General features: G+C 48.2%; 11 protein-coding genes. 8 read left to right on the plus strand and 3 right to left on the minus strand.

Annotated features, from left to right (window positions below; translation table 11 throughout):
- Positions 1-164: 164 nt before the first annotated feature.
- Positions 165-392 (plus strand): aspartyl-phosphate phosphatase Spo0E family protein, encoded by a 228-nt coding sequence (locus tag B4V02_RS02500; protein ID WP_094153651.1) that lies wholly within the window; start codon positions 165-167, stop codon positions 390-392.
- Positions 393-630: 238 nt separating this feature from the next.
- Here B4V02_RS02500 and B4V02_RS02505 read toward each other — a convergent pair whose 3' ends face one another.
- Positions 631-1,443, minus strand: coding sequence for a flagellar motor protein MotB (locus tag B4V02_RS02505; protein WP_094153652.1), 813 nt, complete (start codon positions 1,441-1,443; stop codon positions 631-633).
- Positions 1,427-2,257: a flagellar motor protein gene (locus B4V02_RS02510; protein ID WP_007432643.1), complete on the minus strand. Its 831-nt coding sequence runs from the start codon at positions 2,255-2,257 to the stop codon at positions 1,427-1,429. The genes B4V02_RS02505 and B4V02_RS02510 overlap by 17 nt, the downstream gene beginning before the upstream one ends.
- Before the next feature lie 208 nt (positions 2,258-2,465).
- Here B4V02_RS02510 and uvrB point away from each other — a divergent pair, with 208 nt between their 5' ends.
- From uvrB to B4V02_RS02525, 3 genes are all read left to right on the plus strand, one after another.
- The gene (gene uvrB / locus B4V02_RS02515; RefSeq protein WP_094153653.1) at positions 2,466-4,457 is read left to right on the plus strand and encodes an excinuclease ABC subunit UvrB; all 1,992 of its coding nucleotides are present in this window, start codon (positions 2,466-2,468) and stop codon (positions 4,455-4,457) included.
- 173 nt (positions 4,458-4,630) lie between these two features.
- A complete protein-coding gene (gene uvrA / locus B4V02_RS02520) occupies positions 4,631-7,492 on the plus strand; it encodes an excinuclease ABC subunit UvrA (RefSeq protein WP_094153654.1) in 2,862 nt (953 codons plus the stop codon).
- Between the two features lie 409 nt (positions 7,493-7,901).
- Positions 7,902-9,113: a hypothetical protein gene (locus B4V02_RS02525; protein ID WP_094153655.1), complete on the plus strand. Its 1,212-nt coding sequence runs from the start codon at positions 7,902-7,904 to the stop codon at positions 9,111-9,113.
- A 109-nt stretch (positions 9,114-9,222) separates the two neighbouring features.
- On the opposite strand, the gene B4V02_RS02530 is transcribed toward B4V02_RS02525, so the two are convergent.
- Positions 9,223-10,848 (minus strand): nitrite/sulfite reductase, encoded by a 1,626-nt coding sequence (locus B4V02_RS02530; RefSeq protein ID WP_094153656.1) that lies wholly within the window; start codon positions 10,846-10,848, stop codon positions 9,223-9,225.
- Positions 10,849-11,147: 299 nt separating this feature from the next.
- Here B4V02_RS02530 and B4V02_RS02535 point away from each other — a divergent pair, with 299 nt between their 5' ends.
- The 4 genes from B4V02_RS02535 (at position 11,148) to galU (ending at position 18,725) form a co-directional block, all read left to right on the plus strand.
- Positions 11,148-12,395 carry a S1C family serine protease gene (locus tag B4V02_RS02535; protein WP_094153657.1) on the plus strand — a complete coding sequence of 416 codons (1,248 nt, stop codon included), beginning with the start codon at positions 11,148-11,150 and terminating at the stop codon, positions 12,393-12,395.
- Between the two features lie 48 nt (positions 12,396-12,443).
- Positions 12,444-14,360, plus strand: coding sequence for a stalk domain-containing protein (locus tag B4V02_RS02540; protein WP_094153658.1), 1,917 nt, complete (start codon positions 12,444-12,446; stop codon positions 14,358-14,360).
- 766 nt (positions 14,361-15,126) lie between these two features.
- A complete protein-coding gene (locus B4V02_RS02545) occupies positions 15,127-17,637 on the plus strand; it encodes a U32 family peptidase (RefSeq protein ID WP_179030779.1) in 2,511 nt (836 codons plus the stop codon).
- A 194-nt stretch (positions 17,638-17,831) separates the two neighbouring features.
- Entirely contained in the window at positions 17,832-18,725 is an 894-nt protein-coding gene (gene galU / locus B4V02_RS02550; protein ID WP_094153659.1) for a UTP--glucose-1-phosphate uridylyltransferase GalU, read from the plus strand.
- The last annotated feature ends 8 nt before the right edge of the window (positions 18,726-18,733 follow it).

Consider the following 18,733-nt stretch of genomic DNA (forward strand, 5'->3'; position numbering starts at 1 on the left):
TTGGTGGTTAACGGTTTTCAAAAAGACCAGTCTTGGAAAGGCTGGTTTTTTTGATTCATTCCGTTTAAGGGATGAAATGGGTTTTATTATATTTTTAACCTGTGGGGAAGGTATCAGCCTGTAAAATAAATGTAAATACCACACCAAACAGGAGGTTTATTGATGTGAAATTGCAAGAATTGGAGGACTGCATCGAAGAAAAGCGGCAAGAATTAAATGTTTTGGCGAATGAGGTGGGATTGAAGGATCGGCGGGTGTTGACCAAGTCCATGGAGTTGGATCGGCTCCTGAATAAGTACAGCGATTGGAAATATAGCTATCGTAGACAACAGAGCATACCCCAAAGTTCACAGATGGAAGAGAAGCAACATGAGCTTGTTCTATCTTATTGATCTTCAAGCAGCATGACAAGATTTACCTAACTTCACCTTGGCTTCTAATACATAGTAGGGATATAGACTAAACAAAAATAATCTCTATTATACCTTGTACGCCGCTCTTTTACACGTTGTTCGTACGGTTTATTGTTCTGCGTCTACATCAGAGCGGAAGCCATGTAACATGATGATGTGTGTCCAATAAAAAACCTCCCGATTCACGTTGTTGCGTGACTCAGGAGGTTTTTGGCATTTACTGTTGAAGCTGACGCAATACAGTGATTTCGACACGCCGATTTTTTTGACGTCCAGCCTCGGTACTATTGTCACCAACCGGACGGGTATCTGCATAACCCGCATACTGAAATCCAGAGGGTGACAGCTGTTCTCTATCCAGAAAGAATCGCAGTACGGATAACGCCCGTGCGCCGGAAAGCTCCCAGTTGTCCTTGTAGATCGATGAGTTCGTGGTGCGGGTGAACGGAATGTTGTCCGTATGTCCCTCGATGCTGATCGGTGTTTTCAAATCTCTGAACAAACTGGCCAGCTTGGATAGTGTGTTGGCAGAGCCCTGCTTGAGTGCAGCCCTGCCTTGATCGAATAAAAAGCGGTCATTCAGCGTAATAACAATTCCGCGCGGTTGATCTGCCACGAAAATCTGGCTTTCCAATTTGTTTTCCGAAATATACTTCTGAATGACACCCATGAGATTTTGCAGCTCTTTTTCCTGCTTGCGAAATGCCTGTTCGCGTTCGGTTAGCTTGGTTGATCCCGCTTCTTTTTTATCAGCTGCCGATTGCTTGGCCGCAGGCGGATTTTTGCTGGTGTAGCGATCCGCAGTCCCCGTGATGCCCGAACCCTGCTCCAAAATAGAATCACCCTTGCGGAACGTATCCTGGAGGGATTGAACGACGACCTCATATTTTTTGGCATCCAGGCTGCTCATGGCGTACATCACGACGAAAAAAATGAGCAGCAGGGTGATTAGATCAGCATAGGTAATCATCCAGCGGTCGCGATGGTCTCCGCCCTCCTTCCGCCCACGACGCTTAGCGCGCGTTCTCATGGAAGGAGTCCTCCTTTGGAGTGGTGATCTCTATGCGTGTGCGCCGTGGCGGTTTGTAATCCTGATTTTGTTCTGAGCGGATAAAGAACTCCAGCTTTTTGCGTACCAGCTTCGGATTCTCTCCGTTTTGAATAGCCAGAATACCTTGCAGCAGCAATTCCATGGTGGAGATTTCTCTTTCACTGCATGCTCTTATTTTCGAAGCGATAGGCAAGAAGATCAGATTGGCGCTGGCTACGCCGTATAGTGTTGCGATAAACGCGACCGCAATGGACGGTCCGAGCGCAGTAGGCTCGGTCAGGCTGCCCAGTACATGGATCAGACCCATTACCGTACCAATAATCCCCATCGTAGGGGCATAGCCACCTGCGGATTCGAATATTTTGGCATATCCTTCATGCTTTTGTTCAATGGTATCTAACTCAAGCTCTAATATCTGTTTGATCTGCTCCTGCTCGGTGCCGTCGATGACCAACTGAAGACCTTCACGCAAAAATGCATTCGGATGCTCCGAGGAAATACGCTCTAGCGCAAGTACACCGGATCGGCGGGAGGTGGCAGCCATGGAAACCAAATCTTCTATATATTGCTCGGTAGGGTTCTCCTCACGGCTAAACGCCATCCGAAGAGCAGTAGGTATGGTCTTCAGCTTGGAGGCGGGGTAGCTAATAACAACTGCGGCGAAGGTTCCACCAAATACAATCAGAGCCGATGTACCTTGGAGAAGTCCTGAAAATTCGCCGCCTTCCCATAAGAAGCCACCAATTAATGCGATGATTCCTGCGATGATGCCCAATACGATGGTGATATCCAAGATACAATTCACTCCTATTCAAGACTTATCGTTTGCATCCACAGTAAGAAAGAGGTATAATACGGGAACAAACATTCTTATCCAACCATATTTCCCAAGTATCATTGCTCGGGAAATATTGACATAGAGTTACAGGCAAAGACATTCCAGTTCGACTGGTGTAGAAACATGATGTTTCCATTTTAGACGATAAGGGTGATGCAGGGCAATGAGTGATATCGTTGTTAGCAACAAGACTTTTGAAATTGAGTCGGAATTCCAACCTCAAGGCGATCAGCCTCAGGCCATTTTTGAACTGGTAGAGGGGATCTCGGAAGGAAAGAAGCATCAAACGCTGCTGGGTGCTACGGGAACGGGTAAGACATTTACCATCGCGCAAACGATTGCCAAGCTGAATCGGCCTACGCTGATTATTGCGCATAATAAGACGCTGGCTGCCCAACTGGCGAGTGAATTTAAGGAGTTTTTCCCAAACAACTCTGTCGATTATTTTGTCAGCTACTATGACTACTACCAACCGGAAGCGTACATTCCGTCTTCTGATACGTATATTGAGAAGGATTCCAGCATCAATGAGGAGATTGATAAACTTCGCCACTCGGCCACAAGCTCTCTATTTGAGCGTCGTGATGTTATTATCGTAGCGAGTGTCTCCTGCATTTATGGCCTGGGGTCGCCGAAAGAATATTCAAGCCTGCTGCTCTCGCTTAGAGTTGGTATGGAGAAACCCCGCAATCAGATTTTGTCCCGCTTGGTCGATATTCAATATCAGCGGAACGATATCAACTTCGTGCGGGGTACTTTCCGTGTACGGGGAGATGTGGTTGAAATATTCCCGGCTTCCCATGGGGAACATGCCATACGTGTAGAGCTGTTTGGGGATGAGATCGAACGGATTACCGAAATCAATGTGCTTACGGGTGAATTAATCGGTGAGCGTGAGCATATTGCCATTTTCCCGGCATCTCACTTCGTTACTCATGAGGATACGATGAGGGTAGCACTGGTCAACATTGAACGTGAGCTTGAGGAGCGGTTAGCGGAGCTGAAGGAACAAGGCAAGCTGCTGGAGGCACAACGTTTGGAGCAGCGTACCCGCTATGATATCGAAATGATGAGAGAGGTTGGCTTTTGTTCCGGCGTCGAGAATTACTCAGGTCCCCTGACATTCCGCGAGCGGGGAGCGACGCCGTATACGCTGATGGATTATTTTCCGGATGATATGCTGATCGTCATTGACGAATCCCATGTTACGCTGCCGCAAATTCGGGCGATGTATAACGGTGACCAGGCGCGTAAAAATGTGCTGGTGGAGCATGGTTTCCGCCTGCCGTCTGCGCTGGATAACCGTCCGTTGAAATTTGAAGAGTTCGAAGACAAGGTCAATCAGATTATTTACGTATCAGCTACCCCGGGTCCCTACGAGCTGGAGAAATGCAATACGATGGTGCAGCAGATTATTCGTCCTACCGGGCTTCTTGATCCCATTATTGAGGTACGTCCAAGCAAGGGGCAGATTGACGATCTTATTAATGAGATAAGGCTTCGCATAGAGCGTGAAGAACGGGTACTGGTCACCACACTCACGAAGAAGATGTCTGAGGATTTGACAGACTATTTAAAAGAAGTAGGCATCAAGGTCCGATATATGCACTCTGAAATCAAGACACTGGAGCGGATGGCCATTCTGCGGGATCTGCGCCTGGGCACCTTCGATGTCCTGATCGGGATCAACCTGCTGCGGGAAGGTCTGGATTTACCGGAAGTTTCTCTGGTTGCAATTTTGGATGCGGACAAAGAAGGCTTCCTGCGTTCTGAACGCTCTCTGATCCAGACGATTGGACGGGCAGCACGGAATAGCGATGGCCGTGTTATTATGTACGGTGATAAGATTACCGAATCTATGGATAAGGCGATCAAAGAAACCGAACGTCGCCGTGCGATTCAAATTCAGTATAATGAAGAGCATGGAATTACGCCTCAAACCATCCGCAAAAAGATTCGTGATGTCATTGAAGCAACCAAGGCGACAGAGGCACGGAATGATTACCTTCCTAGTGAGACGGGTAAACTTTCCAAGAAGGAGCGTCAATCGCTTATTCAGCGTCTGGAAGCAGAAATGAAGGATGCCGCCAAGAATCTACAGTTCGAGCGGGCCGCCGAGCTGCGTGACGCTTTGCTGGAACTGCGGGCCGATTAAGCATGTAGTATAAGAATAAGCTATAAACAAAAGCACATTGAAAATGAAATATTTGAATGTTTTTAACAATAGTGAGGGCGGCCCATGTGGTCGTTCTCTTGCGATATATCACCTGCATCCATAACCCAGTGGAATATAGCATGACTTGAACTACAGCTAAGGAGATGAAACATTTGGCGAATGAAAGCATCATCATCAAAGGCGCACGGGCGCATAATCTCAAAAATATTGACGTGACGATTCCGCGTGATAAATTTGTCGTTCTTACGGGGCTTAGTGGCTCGGGTAAATCGTCACTGGCTTTCGATACGATCTATGCGGAAGGACAGCGGCGCTACGTGGAATCTCTATCTGCGTATGCACGTCAGTTCCTCGGACAAATGGAGAAGCCGGATGTCGACTCGATTGATGGTCTGTCTCCTGCGATATCTATTGACCAAAAAACCACCAACCGGAATCCGCGTTCTACTGTCGGTACGGTTACAGAAATCTATGATTACTTGCGGTTGTTGTTTGCGCGAGTGGGTCACCCTCATTGCCCTGAACACGGCATTGAGATCACATCCCAGACCGTTGAACAGATGGTGGATCGCATCATGCAGTATCCTGAAAAGACACGACTGCAAATTTTGGCTCCATTGGTATCCGGACGCAAAGGTGAGCATAAAACACTATTCGCGGATATAGCCAAGCAGGGCTTTGTGCGGGTACGTGTCAATGGCGAATTGCGAGAGCTGTCGGAAAAGATAGAGCTGGAGAAGAATAAGAAGCATTCGATTGAAGTGGTCGTAGACCGGATCGTGGTCAAGGAAGATGTGCGTGCGCGTCTATCCGACTCGATTGAGACGGCTCTAAAACTGTCAGGTGGCCAACTGCTTGTGGATATTATGGGGCAAGAAGAGCTGCGATTTAGCTCTAATTTTGCGTGCCCGATTTGCGGTTTTAGCATAGATGAGCTGACCCCGCGGATGTTCTCTTTTAACAATCCGTTTGGTGCTTGCCCGGATTGTGACGGATTGGGTGCTAAAATGGTAGTGGACCCTGATTTGCTCATTCCCGATCCTCAAAAGAGCGTGGAGGAGGGAGCATTTCAGGCCTGGAGTGGTGGAACTTCCACTTATTATCCGCAATTTTTACAGTCGGTATGCGAGCATTTCGGTATTCCGCAGGATGTTCCTGTTAGCCAATTGACCACAGAGCAAATGAACATCATTTTACACGGGACGGCTGACCAGAAGATTCGGTTCCGTTACGAAAATGATTTTGGTCAACGCAAGGAAGCCTATGTGACCTTTGAGGGAATCATTCCGAATCTGGAGCGCCGTTATCGTGACACAGCTTCTGATGGTATCCGTGAATTTATTGAAGGCTTCATGAGCGCCAAACCATGTAACACCTGTAAGGGACACCGCCTGAAGAAAGAGAGCCTGGCGGTAACCATTCAGGAGCAAAATATCGCCTATGTGACTGATTTGTCCATCACAGAAGCGGCTCACTTTTTTCAAACGCTGGAGCTGAGTGAGAAGGAGAAATCGATTGCCAATCTCATTTTAAAAGAAATTAACAGCCGTTTGGGCTTCCTGGTCAATGTCGGTCTGGAATATTTGACATTAAGCCGTTCCGCAGGAACGTTGTCCGGTGGTGAGGCACAGCGTATTCGGCTGGCGACACAAATTGGGTCCAGTCTAATGGGCGTGCTCTATATTTTGGACGAGCCTAGTATCGGATTGCACCAGCGAGACAATGACCGCCTGATTAGTGCTTTGGAGCATATGCGGAATCTCGGAAATACGTTGATTGTGGTGGAGCATGACGAAGATACAATGATGGCGGCGGACTATATCATTGATATTGGACCGGGAGCAGGAATCCATGGCGGGATGATCATGTCCCAGGGGACCCCGCAGGAAGTCATGGAAGATCCGAACTCCTTGACAGGGCAATATTTGAGCGGGCGCAAGTTCATTCCGGTCAATACCGAACGGCGCAAGCCTGCGGATAAGTGGCTGGAGGTTCGCGGGGCCAAGGAGAACAACCTCAAAAATTTGAATGTTAAAATTCCGTTAGGTGTGTTTACCGCTGTTACTGGCGTATCCGGTTCTGGCAAGTCAACACTGGTCAACGAAATCCTGTACAAAACGCTGGCGCGTGATCTGAACCGGGCGAGAGTACGTCCGGGCCAGCATAAGGAAATTCGCGGGCTTGAGCATATTGATAAGGTTGTTGATATTGATCAGTCTCCGATCGGCCGTACGCCGCGTTCCAATCCTGCGACCTACACCGGGGTATTTGATGATATTCGTGATTTGTTTTCAAAAACAAATGAGGCCAAGATCCGAGGTTACCAAAAAGGTCGCTTTAGCTTTAACATTAAAGGTGGTCGCTGTGAAGCTTGTAAAGGTGACGGCATAATCAAGATTGAGATGCATTTCCTGCCGGATGTGTACGTCCCGTGCGAAGTGTGCAAAGGCAAACGGTATAATCGGGAGACCTTAGAGGTTAAATACAAGGGCAAAAGTATTGCTGATATACTGGATATGACGGTAGAGGACGCGACAGAGTTTTTTGAAAATATCCCGAAGATTCATCGCAAGATTCAGACGCTGATGGATGTAGGCTTGGGTTATGTCAAGCTGGGTCAGCCTGCGACTACCCTGTCTGGAGGTGAAGCTCAGCGCGTGAAGCTGGCTTCTGAGCTGTATCGTCGCAGCACAGGCAAAACGATCTATATTTTGGACGAGCCGACAACCGGTCTGCACGTTCACGATATTGACCGATTATTGATGGTACTGCATCGTTTGGTTGATTCAGGAGAGACGGTGCTGGTTATTGAGCATAATCTGGATGTGATTAAGACAGCCGATTATTTGATTGATCTGGGACCGGAAGGCGGAAGCGGCGGTGGAACGATCTTGGCTACTGGAACACCGGAGCAGCTCGTGAAAGTGGAAGAATCGTATACAGGCCGATATTTAAAACCAATCCTTGAACGGGATACGGAGCGCAGCCAAGCGCTTCAGACCGTTGATCTATAGATAGGATTAGCGTATGTTTTGGAAGCCCTGCACAGGCAGGAAGGCGGAATACGAATTAGCGTATTTAGGCCTTTCCCTTGGCAGGGCTTTATTATTTTTGAAAAAAAGAAAACTTTTATCAATTTCTTGCGTTAAAGCATGTGACAGCTAGTTTGCCAAGCGCTGGAATAATAAATCTATAGTTATATTCATCGACAGAAAGTTCTGAGTTGTCTCTCTATTTTGGAGTTGCGAATGTTTAGGCTCGGACTTGAAGAGGTAAATATTTAACTCATAAGTATATGGCATCAACAAAGCTCCGTGCCCCGTGACAACCATTCCAAGTTGAAGCGAAACCGTCTGTAGTCTGATCACGTCCAAGGTTTATAAAACATCTCTGAGGTAAAGTCATGAAGGGAGCTGGAACGTTTTGAAGATTATGCAAAACAGAGTTCTACGTACACGTGTATATGCATGGGCGGCAGGAATTACTTTAGCGGCATGTGTGATGGGATATAGTGCTTCACCATCCTATGCATCAGAGGTATCTCAAGCACTTGTGCCCAAGCAAGCCGAGATTGAAACCAGTGCGGCGCTTGGAAGCATTAAGGATGTAGACAACGCCTACGATTATATCCAGCCCACGGCGAACGGTGGATTTTTAATTCTGGATATCGAGGACGATTTAGAGGCAAGTGTAGTGCATGTTACATATGGCAAGCTGGACAGCTCTCTGGAGAGTGTATGGAAGCACCAGCAGGAATTGAACGTGCAACCGGGAACGAGCACTAGGGGGGTGCAGCGGGAAACGCCAGATGGTGGCATGCTGTTTTTGACTGACTATACCCAACCGAACGGAATACAAGATTTACAGGCTACACGATTGGACAACGATGGAAATGCTGTGTGGTCCAAAACGTTGCAAACAGATGGTTTGATATCCCATGGACAGGATTCCCGGATAGGTTTGGAACCGCTTGCGGACGGAGGTTTTCTGGTCTCCTCTCTGAACCGTCCGGAGCAGACTTTCACTGTGCTCAAATATACAGGAGATGGCGATATCCAATGGAATCGAACGACGACCGGGGTGAACTCGGGTTGGCTGGTTGGCAGCTACAATGGATATTATGCGCTTATGAACAGCTTGGATGGCCCGATAGGGGTACAAGCAGATGTATATGGTCGCGATATGCGTGATATCCATTTGGATTTGGGCTCAGGCAAGGACATTGCAGCCGTACGTGAGCTGCCCAGTGGTCATATTGCTGTAACGGGACTTAAAGGAAACAGCAAGCGCACACAGGTTTTAAGCAATGGTCTGCAATTGTTTGGCAATACAGAGGACTATCCGGCTGACAGGGTGTACCTGCCTGAAGAACAGCTGTACGTTCAGTTCAGTGATCGATATGATCCACTGGGAAAAACCACGAAGATGCATGGAATCACCATCACAGGCTTGGAAGGAAACGGGACAAAGAAGTGGGAAACCACGACTCATTATAAGGAAGACAATTCCTTTGGCATCCGATATGATACGGGCTTGATATATAAAATACCATCAGGCTACGCGGTGGTAACATCTACATCAGGTGCCCGGAAACCAACAGTGCTCGATTTTGCGAAAATATTGATGCCGGAGTAATCCGGTGTCTTTTTTTGCGAGTCCCCGAGGGCGATATTGAATAGTTGTGGCCATAAAAAAACAGCCTGCTTGTATATGAGATACAAACAGGCTGATATTGGATCCGTATCTAGGATGCAACGATGCTGGACTGTAAAATGTCAGACAGCTTTTCCTGGAAAGCCGGAATACCCACACGTTGTACATACGCGTAAAAGCTTTCACCAGGGTTCCGATTTTCTTTGTAGTACAGAATGAGTTCTGCCAGGACAGGTCCAACCTGGTCCCCGCGCACGCGGCCCTTGAGTGCCTTGTTGAGTTGGGCACCTGATCCGAGTGCTCCGCCGACCGCGATGTCGAACGCATCGACCAAGCCTTCGGGGGTTTTAAGAAGCGAGCCCTGCAAGCCGATGTCCGCAATATGCTTTTGACCACAGGAATTTGGGCAGCCAATAAAATGAATACGCACTTTTTCATCCAAATCGACATGCTGATCCAAATACTCGGCCACGTCAACCGCCCGTTTTTTGGTCTCCACAATTGCCAGATTGCAGAATTCATTCCCTGTGCACGATACCGTGCGGCTCATAAAATGCTTGGGCTGTGGTGTCAGGCGCTGCAATACAGGAGCTTTCAGCAACTCATCCACTTGGTCGTCCGGTACGCCACTCAGCAGTATATTTTGGGACATGGTGGTACGAATCTGTCCATCACCATAGCGATCAGCGAGATCAGCCAGTTCATGCAGCTCGTCAGCGCTCAGACGGCCGACAGGCACGTTCAGACCGACATAATTCAGGCCCTTCTGGGCTTGAGGATGTACACCGTCAAAATAGGCGGCTTGCCAGCCGATCGTTTTGTCCTCACCTCGTCCCGGCATTTCGCCGATATACTCAGTGAGCTTAGTCAGGAACTTTTCCGGGCCCCAATCGGCGACGAGGAATTTCAGACGGGCATGATGCCGTTTTTCACGATAGCCGTAGTCACGGAAAATGGTTGTGACGGCAATAGCAACCTTTAGTACCTCCTCAGGGCGAACAAACAGATCCAGTGACTGCGCCAAGTGTGGCTTGGCGGATAAACCTCCCCCAACCATCGCATGGAAGCCGACTACTTCTTTCCCGTCGATGATTTTGGTGGCTGGCGTGAAGGACAAATCGTTAATTTCAGCCTGTGCGTTGTTGTACGTATTGCCGGAGATCGACATCTTGTACTTGCGCGGCAGATTGGAGAAGTCCCGATTTAATAAGAAAAAACGGTTCACCTCATCGACAATCTCTCTGGTATCGACCAATTCATTGGGATCAATGCCAGCCAGCGGGTTGCCGACAATGGTACGCGGGCAATCTCCACAGGCTTCAAAGGAATACAAATCGACTTTTTCCAGTCGCTCGAAAATATCGGGCAAGCTTTCAACCGTCAACCAGTGAAATTGAATGGCCTGACGAGTGGTGACATCCACAAGACCGCGTCCATATAGCGTGGATATGTCGGCCAGCGCATGTGCCTGTGCTGAAGTCATAATACCTGTGTTGATGCGGACACGCATCATAAAATGACCATCCTTGGGCTTTTGCTGATAGACACCAGCCCATTTGAAACGGTCCATATCGTCCGCAGAGATCGAGTCATAGCCTTCGTTTGCATAGTTTTCAATAATGGTGCGTATAACGTCGAGCCCGTCTTTTTCCAGCTTGACCAGCTCAAATTTGTTTAGCTTATCTGGATGAGCAGTCCAGATTGGTTCATAGGCCATCCTGTTAACCTCCTTCATTTTATTTCCGACAATATAACTAAGATATAATGTGATGGTATCACAATTGGTTGTGCCCGTAAACGAAGGAATGGCCCAAACGGTATAACGATTATTTATCGTTTTTGCTTATTTTTTTGATATAAGGATTTGGTAATTTCATAATATAAATAGTAAATGAGGGCAAACGGCGCCTTTTAAGAAAAAGATAGGGCTTAAAGCGTTTGTATGCATATCCCCTCTATGGTAGATTTGGACTAACTGATAGAACAGGGTTATGTTAGAGAGGAAATGGTGAGTGTATGCGTAAAATGGGGAAAAGAGCGATTGTTCTGGCTTTAGGCAGCGCTTTGTGTATTTCTGGAACGGCAGGTGCAGCCAGCAGTGGAGCTGCTCTGAAGGCCAAAGTCATTAATGGCGGGGTCTATGTCAACGTAAGCGATATGAATAAAGCATTGGGAACTAGCGGCGCATATAACAGTGCGAATGGTACATATACATTATCGGCCGATCGTGTGCCGCAGGTCATTAAAAATGTGTCTCCTTCTGTGGTTGGTATCATCGGCCGTTCAGCCACAGGAGAAACAGTAGCGGGAGGAGATCGGTACAATCTGGCTCACGGCACGGGTGTCATCATTCGGACAGATGGATGGATTGTCACGAATGCGCATGTTATCGAAGGATTAGGTGATGCCGTGGTCGTAACCTCGGACGGAAAATCCTATGGAATCACCGACAGCTACAGTGATCCGGTCAGTGATTTGGCATTAGTTAAAATCAAGGCAAGCGGCCTCAAGCCCGCAACCTTGGCAGCCTCCACGAACAGTCTGCAGGTGGGTGAGCAGGTAGTGGCTATCGGTACACCGATCTCGTTTTCACTCCGCAATTCAGCAACCTCGGGTGTCGTTAGCGGACTGAACCGTGGTGTCAACGCTGCTTATCGTCTGATCCAAAGTGATACAGCGATCAATCCCGGCAACAGCGGCGGTCCGCTAGTCAATCTCAAAGGCGAGGTTATCGGGATCAATACGATGAAATTTTCGGCGGTCGGTATTGAAAATATGGGCTTTTCGATTCCAGCGGATACGGTAAAATACGTCATCAGCCAATTTTTCAAATACGGCGAGGTTCGGCGTGCCAGTCTTGGCTTGGGGCTGGAAGAGAGCTGGTCAGCTATCGTCGGCTTGCCTACCGAGGACCCTTTGAAAGTTACGAAAATTACTTCGGCGAACGCTGTTCAGGCCAAAATCAAGGAAGGCGATGAGCTGTACAGCATTAACGGAAAGCGTGTAGCTTCCGCAATCGACGTCAATGAGTTGCTTAAAAGCTATCAGCCGGGTCAAACGGTGAGTGTACTTATGCAGTCGGATGGTGATATTGTGAAGCGAAAGCTGGTATTGACACAGGATAATGGTGAAATCTATGATTCCATTCAGTCAGGGGAAGATCTTGAGGATTCGAATGAATCGGATTCTGTCGAAGATGGCGGCAAAGCGCCTTCCAAGGAAGCATCAGAGTCAGTTCAAGAGACCGCTGTTACTGGAAAGTGAACGAAAACGGATCTTGAATCCATCAAATATAGCTAAAGGGAGATTACTGTGAAGCATATTCAAAGAAAAATGATGCGTAAGCTGGGGGTCGGCGCAGTCGCATTGTCCCTTCTGCTGTCCACTTTGCCTGCAGTCGCAGCAGATAGTAGTGATAAAACCATATTGGAGTTGCGTCTGCAAAGCGGCAGCAATACAGCCATCGTGAACGGTCAGAAGGCGAATATTACGAAGCCGTACTCGAAGAGTGGCGGACTTATGGTTCCGGCAGGTGTGTTTAAAAAGGCATTTAACAGCAAAATTCGGCTGGCTGAGGATAATGTAGTTAAAATCAGCAGCGGATCTCGTATCGTATCGCTGACTATTGGCAGCCGTACAGCCTGGGTGAGAGGCCACAAGGTGACCCTTCCCGCTCCGCCGGAAATGTCTTCAGGTATCCTTATGGTGCCCTTGCGTCAAGTAGCAGAAGGGCTTGGCGGCAAGCTGGAGAAGAATGGTGCAGGTATCATCATTCGGATGGAAGCGCAAGAAGAGGCGGGTACGGTAGCTGAAGAGACGCCGAACATTGATAATGACGAGGGCAAGACGCAGATCGGGAACAGTTACTACGAATGGTCCATGAACTATCCTACAGGACTCGTCATTGGTCAGGGAGGTGGAGATGAGAGTATTTCCACGTTTATGGACGAAAATAGCGCGTATTATATGGAAGTCCATGCAGCGTCACAGCCAGTTCCACTGAATGCAGATGATCTGTTGCAACAATTGGTACAGAGTGCCAAAGAAACGGGAGAAACGGTCGTAGATCGAAAATCCTTCCCGAAAGCAAAGGTGCCTTATGCTCGTGTTATTACGAAGGATGCGGACGGCGTATTGTGGGAAAATCGTCAATATTATGATAACGGACGATTATATGTGATTTATTTTTCCGATGCCAAAGCAACGAACTATAAAGATCTGGCCCAATATGCGGTACTATTAAATTCTTTCAAAACCTCCTTTAATACGCAGGATAAGAGCATCAAAGACCTGTCCACCGTCGTAGGAGGCACACGCGAGGCCGGGAATTCGGATTATGGTGTGTCACTGAGCATCCCCGCAGGCTGGAAAATGGATGATCAGCGGATGCAGTATGAGAGCAATGATGGATCAAGCTTCCATATGAAAGTAACCTCAGCTCCTGCGGATGGGAAATTGGAGAGCTGGAGTCAGCAGCTGCAAAAATGGCTGAGTGATTCATTTGTGTCCACAGCTTATGAGGCACAGAAGACATATCCAATGAAGGTTGCAGGTGTTGAAGGGTTGGTCCAGGAGTACCGATATAATTTTGGTGATGGATGGGTCAAGCAGTACAACGTGCTGATTCAGCAAAATGGATACCGTTACTTGGCGGAATACGCGGTGCCGGAAAAAGTAAGCAAAGGGAATGACCAGTTCAACGCACTCATTTCCTCGCTTCAAATTGATTTTCAGACCGTAGCGAGCAACTTTGGGCAGCTGGAAGAAGACGACTATCTGACAGACAAAACGAAAACGGTCAAAAAGACATCCAAGGCCTATGAATATTCGGTCAATATTCCGCGGTTTTGGACAGCGGTCAGCGACCAATTTGAATTAGGCGATGTAGAATACAAGTTTACTGGCGGTCGTTTTTCCATCAAAATTGACAATGATCAATCATTTGAGTTAACCGTGTCCCAGCTCAAGGACTTCTATGATAAACAAGGTAAAAACTATAAAAACCTCAAGGTTGAAGAAGTTAAGGACGTGACATTTGCTGGTGTTCCAGCCGTGTCCTTTACATTCCACCGTGTGGAGGAAGGCATTGGCTATACAGGCCACCAAATCGTTCTGGAGCATAATGGGAAAACATTTACCGTGACAACAACGTTAAATGATGCGAACAACACGGCTGTGCAGTCGAATGCACTGGATTCGACGCTCAATTCATTTATGTTTGTGAAGTAGAGAAAAGATTAGGCAGTTTGTGGGGGAGCGCTGCGCGTGCCATTTGATCCTGCGATCGCTGTTGACCCGGGATTCTTGGATTGTATAAGTGATTTATATGTAAGAATCCCATAAGCATATGCTTCCGAAGTAGCTTTCCTACGGAAAGCTTTCAGGCGAACGCTAACGCTTCTTCGGATTCAAATGGCCCGCTTCGCTGGTACCCGCCAAAAGATCGCCAATCTTTTTAAAGAGTGAGGTGAGCAGGGAAGATCAAAGGCTTCTGCTTGTGATAATAGCTTCTGTGGTTGATGCTAATTCGGTGGCTTTTAATGATGTAAGCAATTAAATGAAAATCTTCCGAGCTTATACCTTATGAATTGTGCTTTATTCCCTGCCTGTCTGCTCTCAAGTTAAGTAGTATGGTTTGCTTTGTACCTCTAAATTTGTATAGTTAACACCTCCAAAGCACCGCTCGACGGATATGGAGGTGTTTTTTTGTTTTTAGTATGATATTTTTGAAGGAATCGCTTGGAAAGTGTAGAAGCTTGGGGCGCAGTCTGGTACACTAGATTAGTTACAAGATAAGAATGATTATGCCGCAGATGTTTGTGATGCGGATTTTTTGAGTTGGATGTAATTCATGCGAGGAACCGATGGTTCAGAGTGCGGATGATCGGACAGGATGATAGAAACAGATAGGATTCAAACAAGCAGCATAGCTGCCCTGAAAACAACGATTATCCAATGGGGGATCATTCGTTTTCAGCATATAGGGAGGACAATAATGAAATCAGCAGTGCGAAGAGAAGATGTCGAGCTTCTGGCACCAGCAGGTGACTGGGATTGTATGCGTGCGGCGGTAGCGAATGGAGCTGATGCAATCTTTTTCGGAGTTGAAAAGTTCAATGCACGGGCGCGGGCGAACAATTTCCGCATGGAGGAACTGCCTGAAATTATGGCGTTTTTGCATAGCTACGGGGTCAAGGGCTTTTTGACATTCAATATATTGGTATTTGAGAATGAGCTGGAGGACGCTAAGGAACTGGTGGATGCCTGCATTGATGCCGGAGTCGATGCCTTAATTGTTCAGGATATGGGCTTGGTGAAAATGATCCGTGATATATCACCGGATTTTCCGATCCACGGTTCTACCCAAATGACGATTACCTCGCCGGAGGCCGTAGAGTTCACGAAGCCGTACAACATGGAGCGGGTCGTGCTTGGTCGCGAAAATAATCTGAAACAGATTCAAAAAATTGGCGATCAGGCGAGACTTCCAATGGAAGTGTTTGTACATGGCGCGTTATGCGTTTCCTATTCAGGCCAATGTCTGACTTCGGAAATGTGGGGCGGACGCTCTGCTAACCGTGGTGAGTGTGCACAGGCATGTCGTTTGCCTTACGATCTGATGGTGGATGGAGAGCAAAAGCCAATGGCCGATGTGACATACCTGCTATCCCCCAAGGATCTGGCAGCCATTGATTTGATGCCTGAGTTGATCGACGCAGGTGTGGTTTCCTTTAAAATCGAAGGGCGACTGAAAACGCCTGAATATGTGGCAAATGTGGTCAGCAAATATCGCAAGGCCATTGATAAGTATTTTGATGGCGATACGTCCAAGACGAGCAAAGAGGATATCCGTGAGCTGCAGCAGAGCTTTTCACGCGGCTTTACGCACGGCTTTCTGGAAGGAACGAATAACAAAAAGCTGGTTGACGGTACGTTCCCGAAAAGCCGGGGGGTGTATCTCGGCCGGGTGGAACAAATTCTTCGTGATGGTGTAGTCTGTCGTATTGATGCGCCGCTGAAGCGCGGCGACGGTATTGTATTTGATGCGGGCGATCCTACACAAAAAGAAGAGGGCGGACGCGTATACGATATCCGCCGCAAGGGCGTGAAAATTGAAGGCGAGGCCGGAGAAGGCTGGATCATCGACATCGTAGCGGGACGCAATGATGTCGATCTGCGCCGTGTACACGTGGGCGACCGCATTTGGAAGACCAACGACCCGGCGCTGGACAAGCGTCTGCGCCAGTCGTACGAAACGGACAAGCCGTACCGCGTCTTCCCGGTACATGTGCGTGTCAGCGGCTCCCCAGGGCAGCCGCTGTCGACCTGGTGGACCGACGTGCAGAAGGGCACAACGGTCCGCGTGGATTCCGAGCTGGAACTTGAAATCGCCCAGAAGCGTCCGATGACGCACGAACTGCTCGAAGAGCAGTTCGGCCGACTGGGCGGAACGGTGTTCCAGCTGGAAGAACTGGACGTCCATCTGCATGGGGACGTCATCGTGCCGATGCGCGAGCTGAACAGCATCCGCCGTCAGGCGGTGGAATTGCTCGCGGGCGAGCGCCCCAAACCGCCCGTGTACACGAAGCGGGCGGTAGAGGTGTATGGCGATGCATCCGTTCCGGCATCGCCTGTGGTACGCGGTCAGGCGGAGCTGACCGCGCTGTGCCGCAGCCTCCCGCAGGTTGAGGCTGCGCTGGAGGCCGGCGTGGAGTTCATCTACGCCGACTTCGAGTTCATCAAGCAATTCCCGGCAGCCGTAGAGGCTGTACACGGCGCAGGACGCCGAATTGCGCTGGTGACCCCGCGTATTCACATGCCGGGTGAGAACGGCTATCACAACAACATCCTGCGCCTGAAGCCGGATGCTGTGCTGGTGCGCAATCCGGGTGCGCTGTATTTCTACATGCGTCATCGCCTGGAGAACCCGGACGCACATCACCCGCAGCTGATTGGTGACTTTTCACTGAATATCGCCAACCATAAAGCGGCTGACCTGTTCCTGGATTCCGGCTGTGATCTTGTTACGCCGTCGTATGATCTGAACATCCAACAGATGGTCGATATGCTGAGACGCACACGCACAGACAAGCTGGAGATCGTCATCCAGCAGCATATGCCGATGTTCCATACCGAACACTGCGTCTACTGTACCTTCATGAGTGAAGGCACAGACTACACCAACTGTGGTCGCCCTTGTGAGGATCATCGCGCCTCCCTGCGTGATCGGATTGGCATGTCTCATCCGGTCCGCGTGGACGAAGGCTGCCGCAATACGGTATACAATGCTATCGAGCAATCCGGTGCCGAGTACCTGTCCAACTTTATGGAGCTGGGTGTGTCTCGCTATCGCGTAGAGTTTTTGGAGGAAACACCAGAGCAAGTGCATGAGGTTATCGATCTCTACAATCGTGCCCTGCGCGGAGAAATCAGCGGTACGCAGGTTTGGAAGACGCTCAAAGCGACGAACCAATTGGGCGTTACACGTGGGCAGCTGGTGAAATAGATAACTGTATATCTGTGCTGGAGCAAGAAAGCTCTCAGAAGCATAATATAATCATATACAAGCTAGAGATTGGAAGACATGTTCTCCTTGAGGGAAGATGTCTTCTTCTTTAACCTATCTAATTCATCTATCTTCCTGTTATAATCATAGACAGTATTCCTATCCGTTACATTGAAGAAAAAGGAGTTTAACCTATGAAAATCCGTAAAGCAATTATTCCAGCTGCGGGACTAGGAACCCGATTCTTGCCTGCTACGAAAGCAATGCCTAAAGAGATGCTTCCAATCGTAGACAAACCAACGATTCAATATATTATTGAAGAGGCTGTGGCATCTGGTATTGAGGATATTATTATCGTTACTGGTAAAGGGAAAAGAGCGATTGAGGATCATTTTGACTATTCCTTTGAGCTGGAACATAATCTGACCTCAAAGGAAAAATGGAACCTGCTGAATGAAGTACGCAAACCATCAGAAATGGCAGATATCCACTATATTCGTCAAAAGGAACCTAAAGGTTTGGGGCATGCGATCTGGTGTGCGCGTAAATTTATTGGGGATGAGCCTTTTGCCGTTCTTTTGGGTGATGATATCGTTGAATCCGAGAATCCATGTCTCAAACAGATGATTGATGTTTTTGATGAGTATCAGCGTTCTGTTGTAGGTGTAAAGCAAGTAGATTGGAACGAGGTTCATCGGTACGGGATTGTTGAAGGTCATGCACTTACCACCAAAATCTCGGAAGCAGAGCGTCTGGTAGAAAAACCGAAGAAGGAAGAAACTACCTCCAACTTGGCGATTATGGGACGCTATATCCTGACGCCTGATATTTTTGATATCCTGGGTCAGCAATCCGCTGGGGTAGGCGGGGAGATTCAACTGACAGACGCATTGTCCAAACTGGGAGAAAAGAATCCGATTCTGGCCTACGAATTTGATGGCAATCGCCATGACGTTGGCGAGAAATTGGGGTTCATTGAAACAACCATCCATTATGCCCTGCAGCATAACGAGATTAAAGATGAAGTACTGGCTTATATGAGACAGGTCATAGAAGAGATCGATCAACAAAAACAGGTGAAGTCGTAAAGCCTATC

This window comes from Paenibacillus kribbensis, from assembly GCF_002240415.1.
Classification (GTDB): domain Bacteria; phylum Bacillota; class Bacilli; order Paenibacillales; family Paenibacillaceae; genus Paenibacillus; species Paenibacillus kribbensis.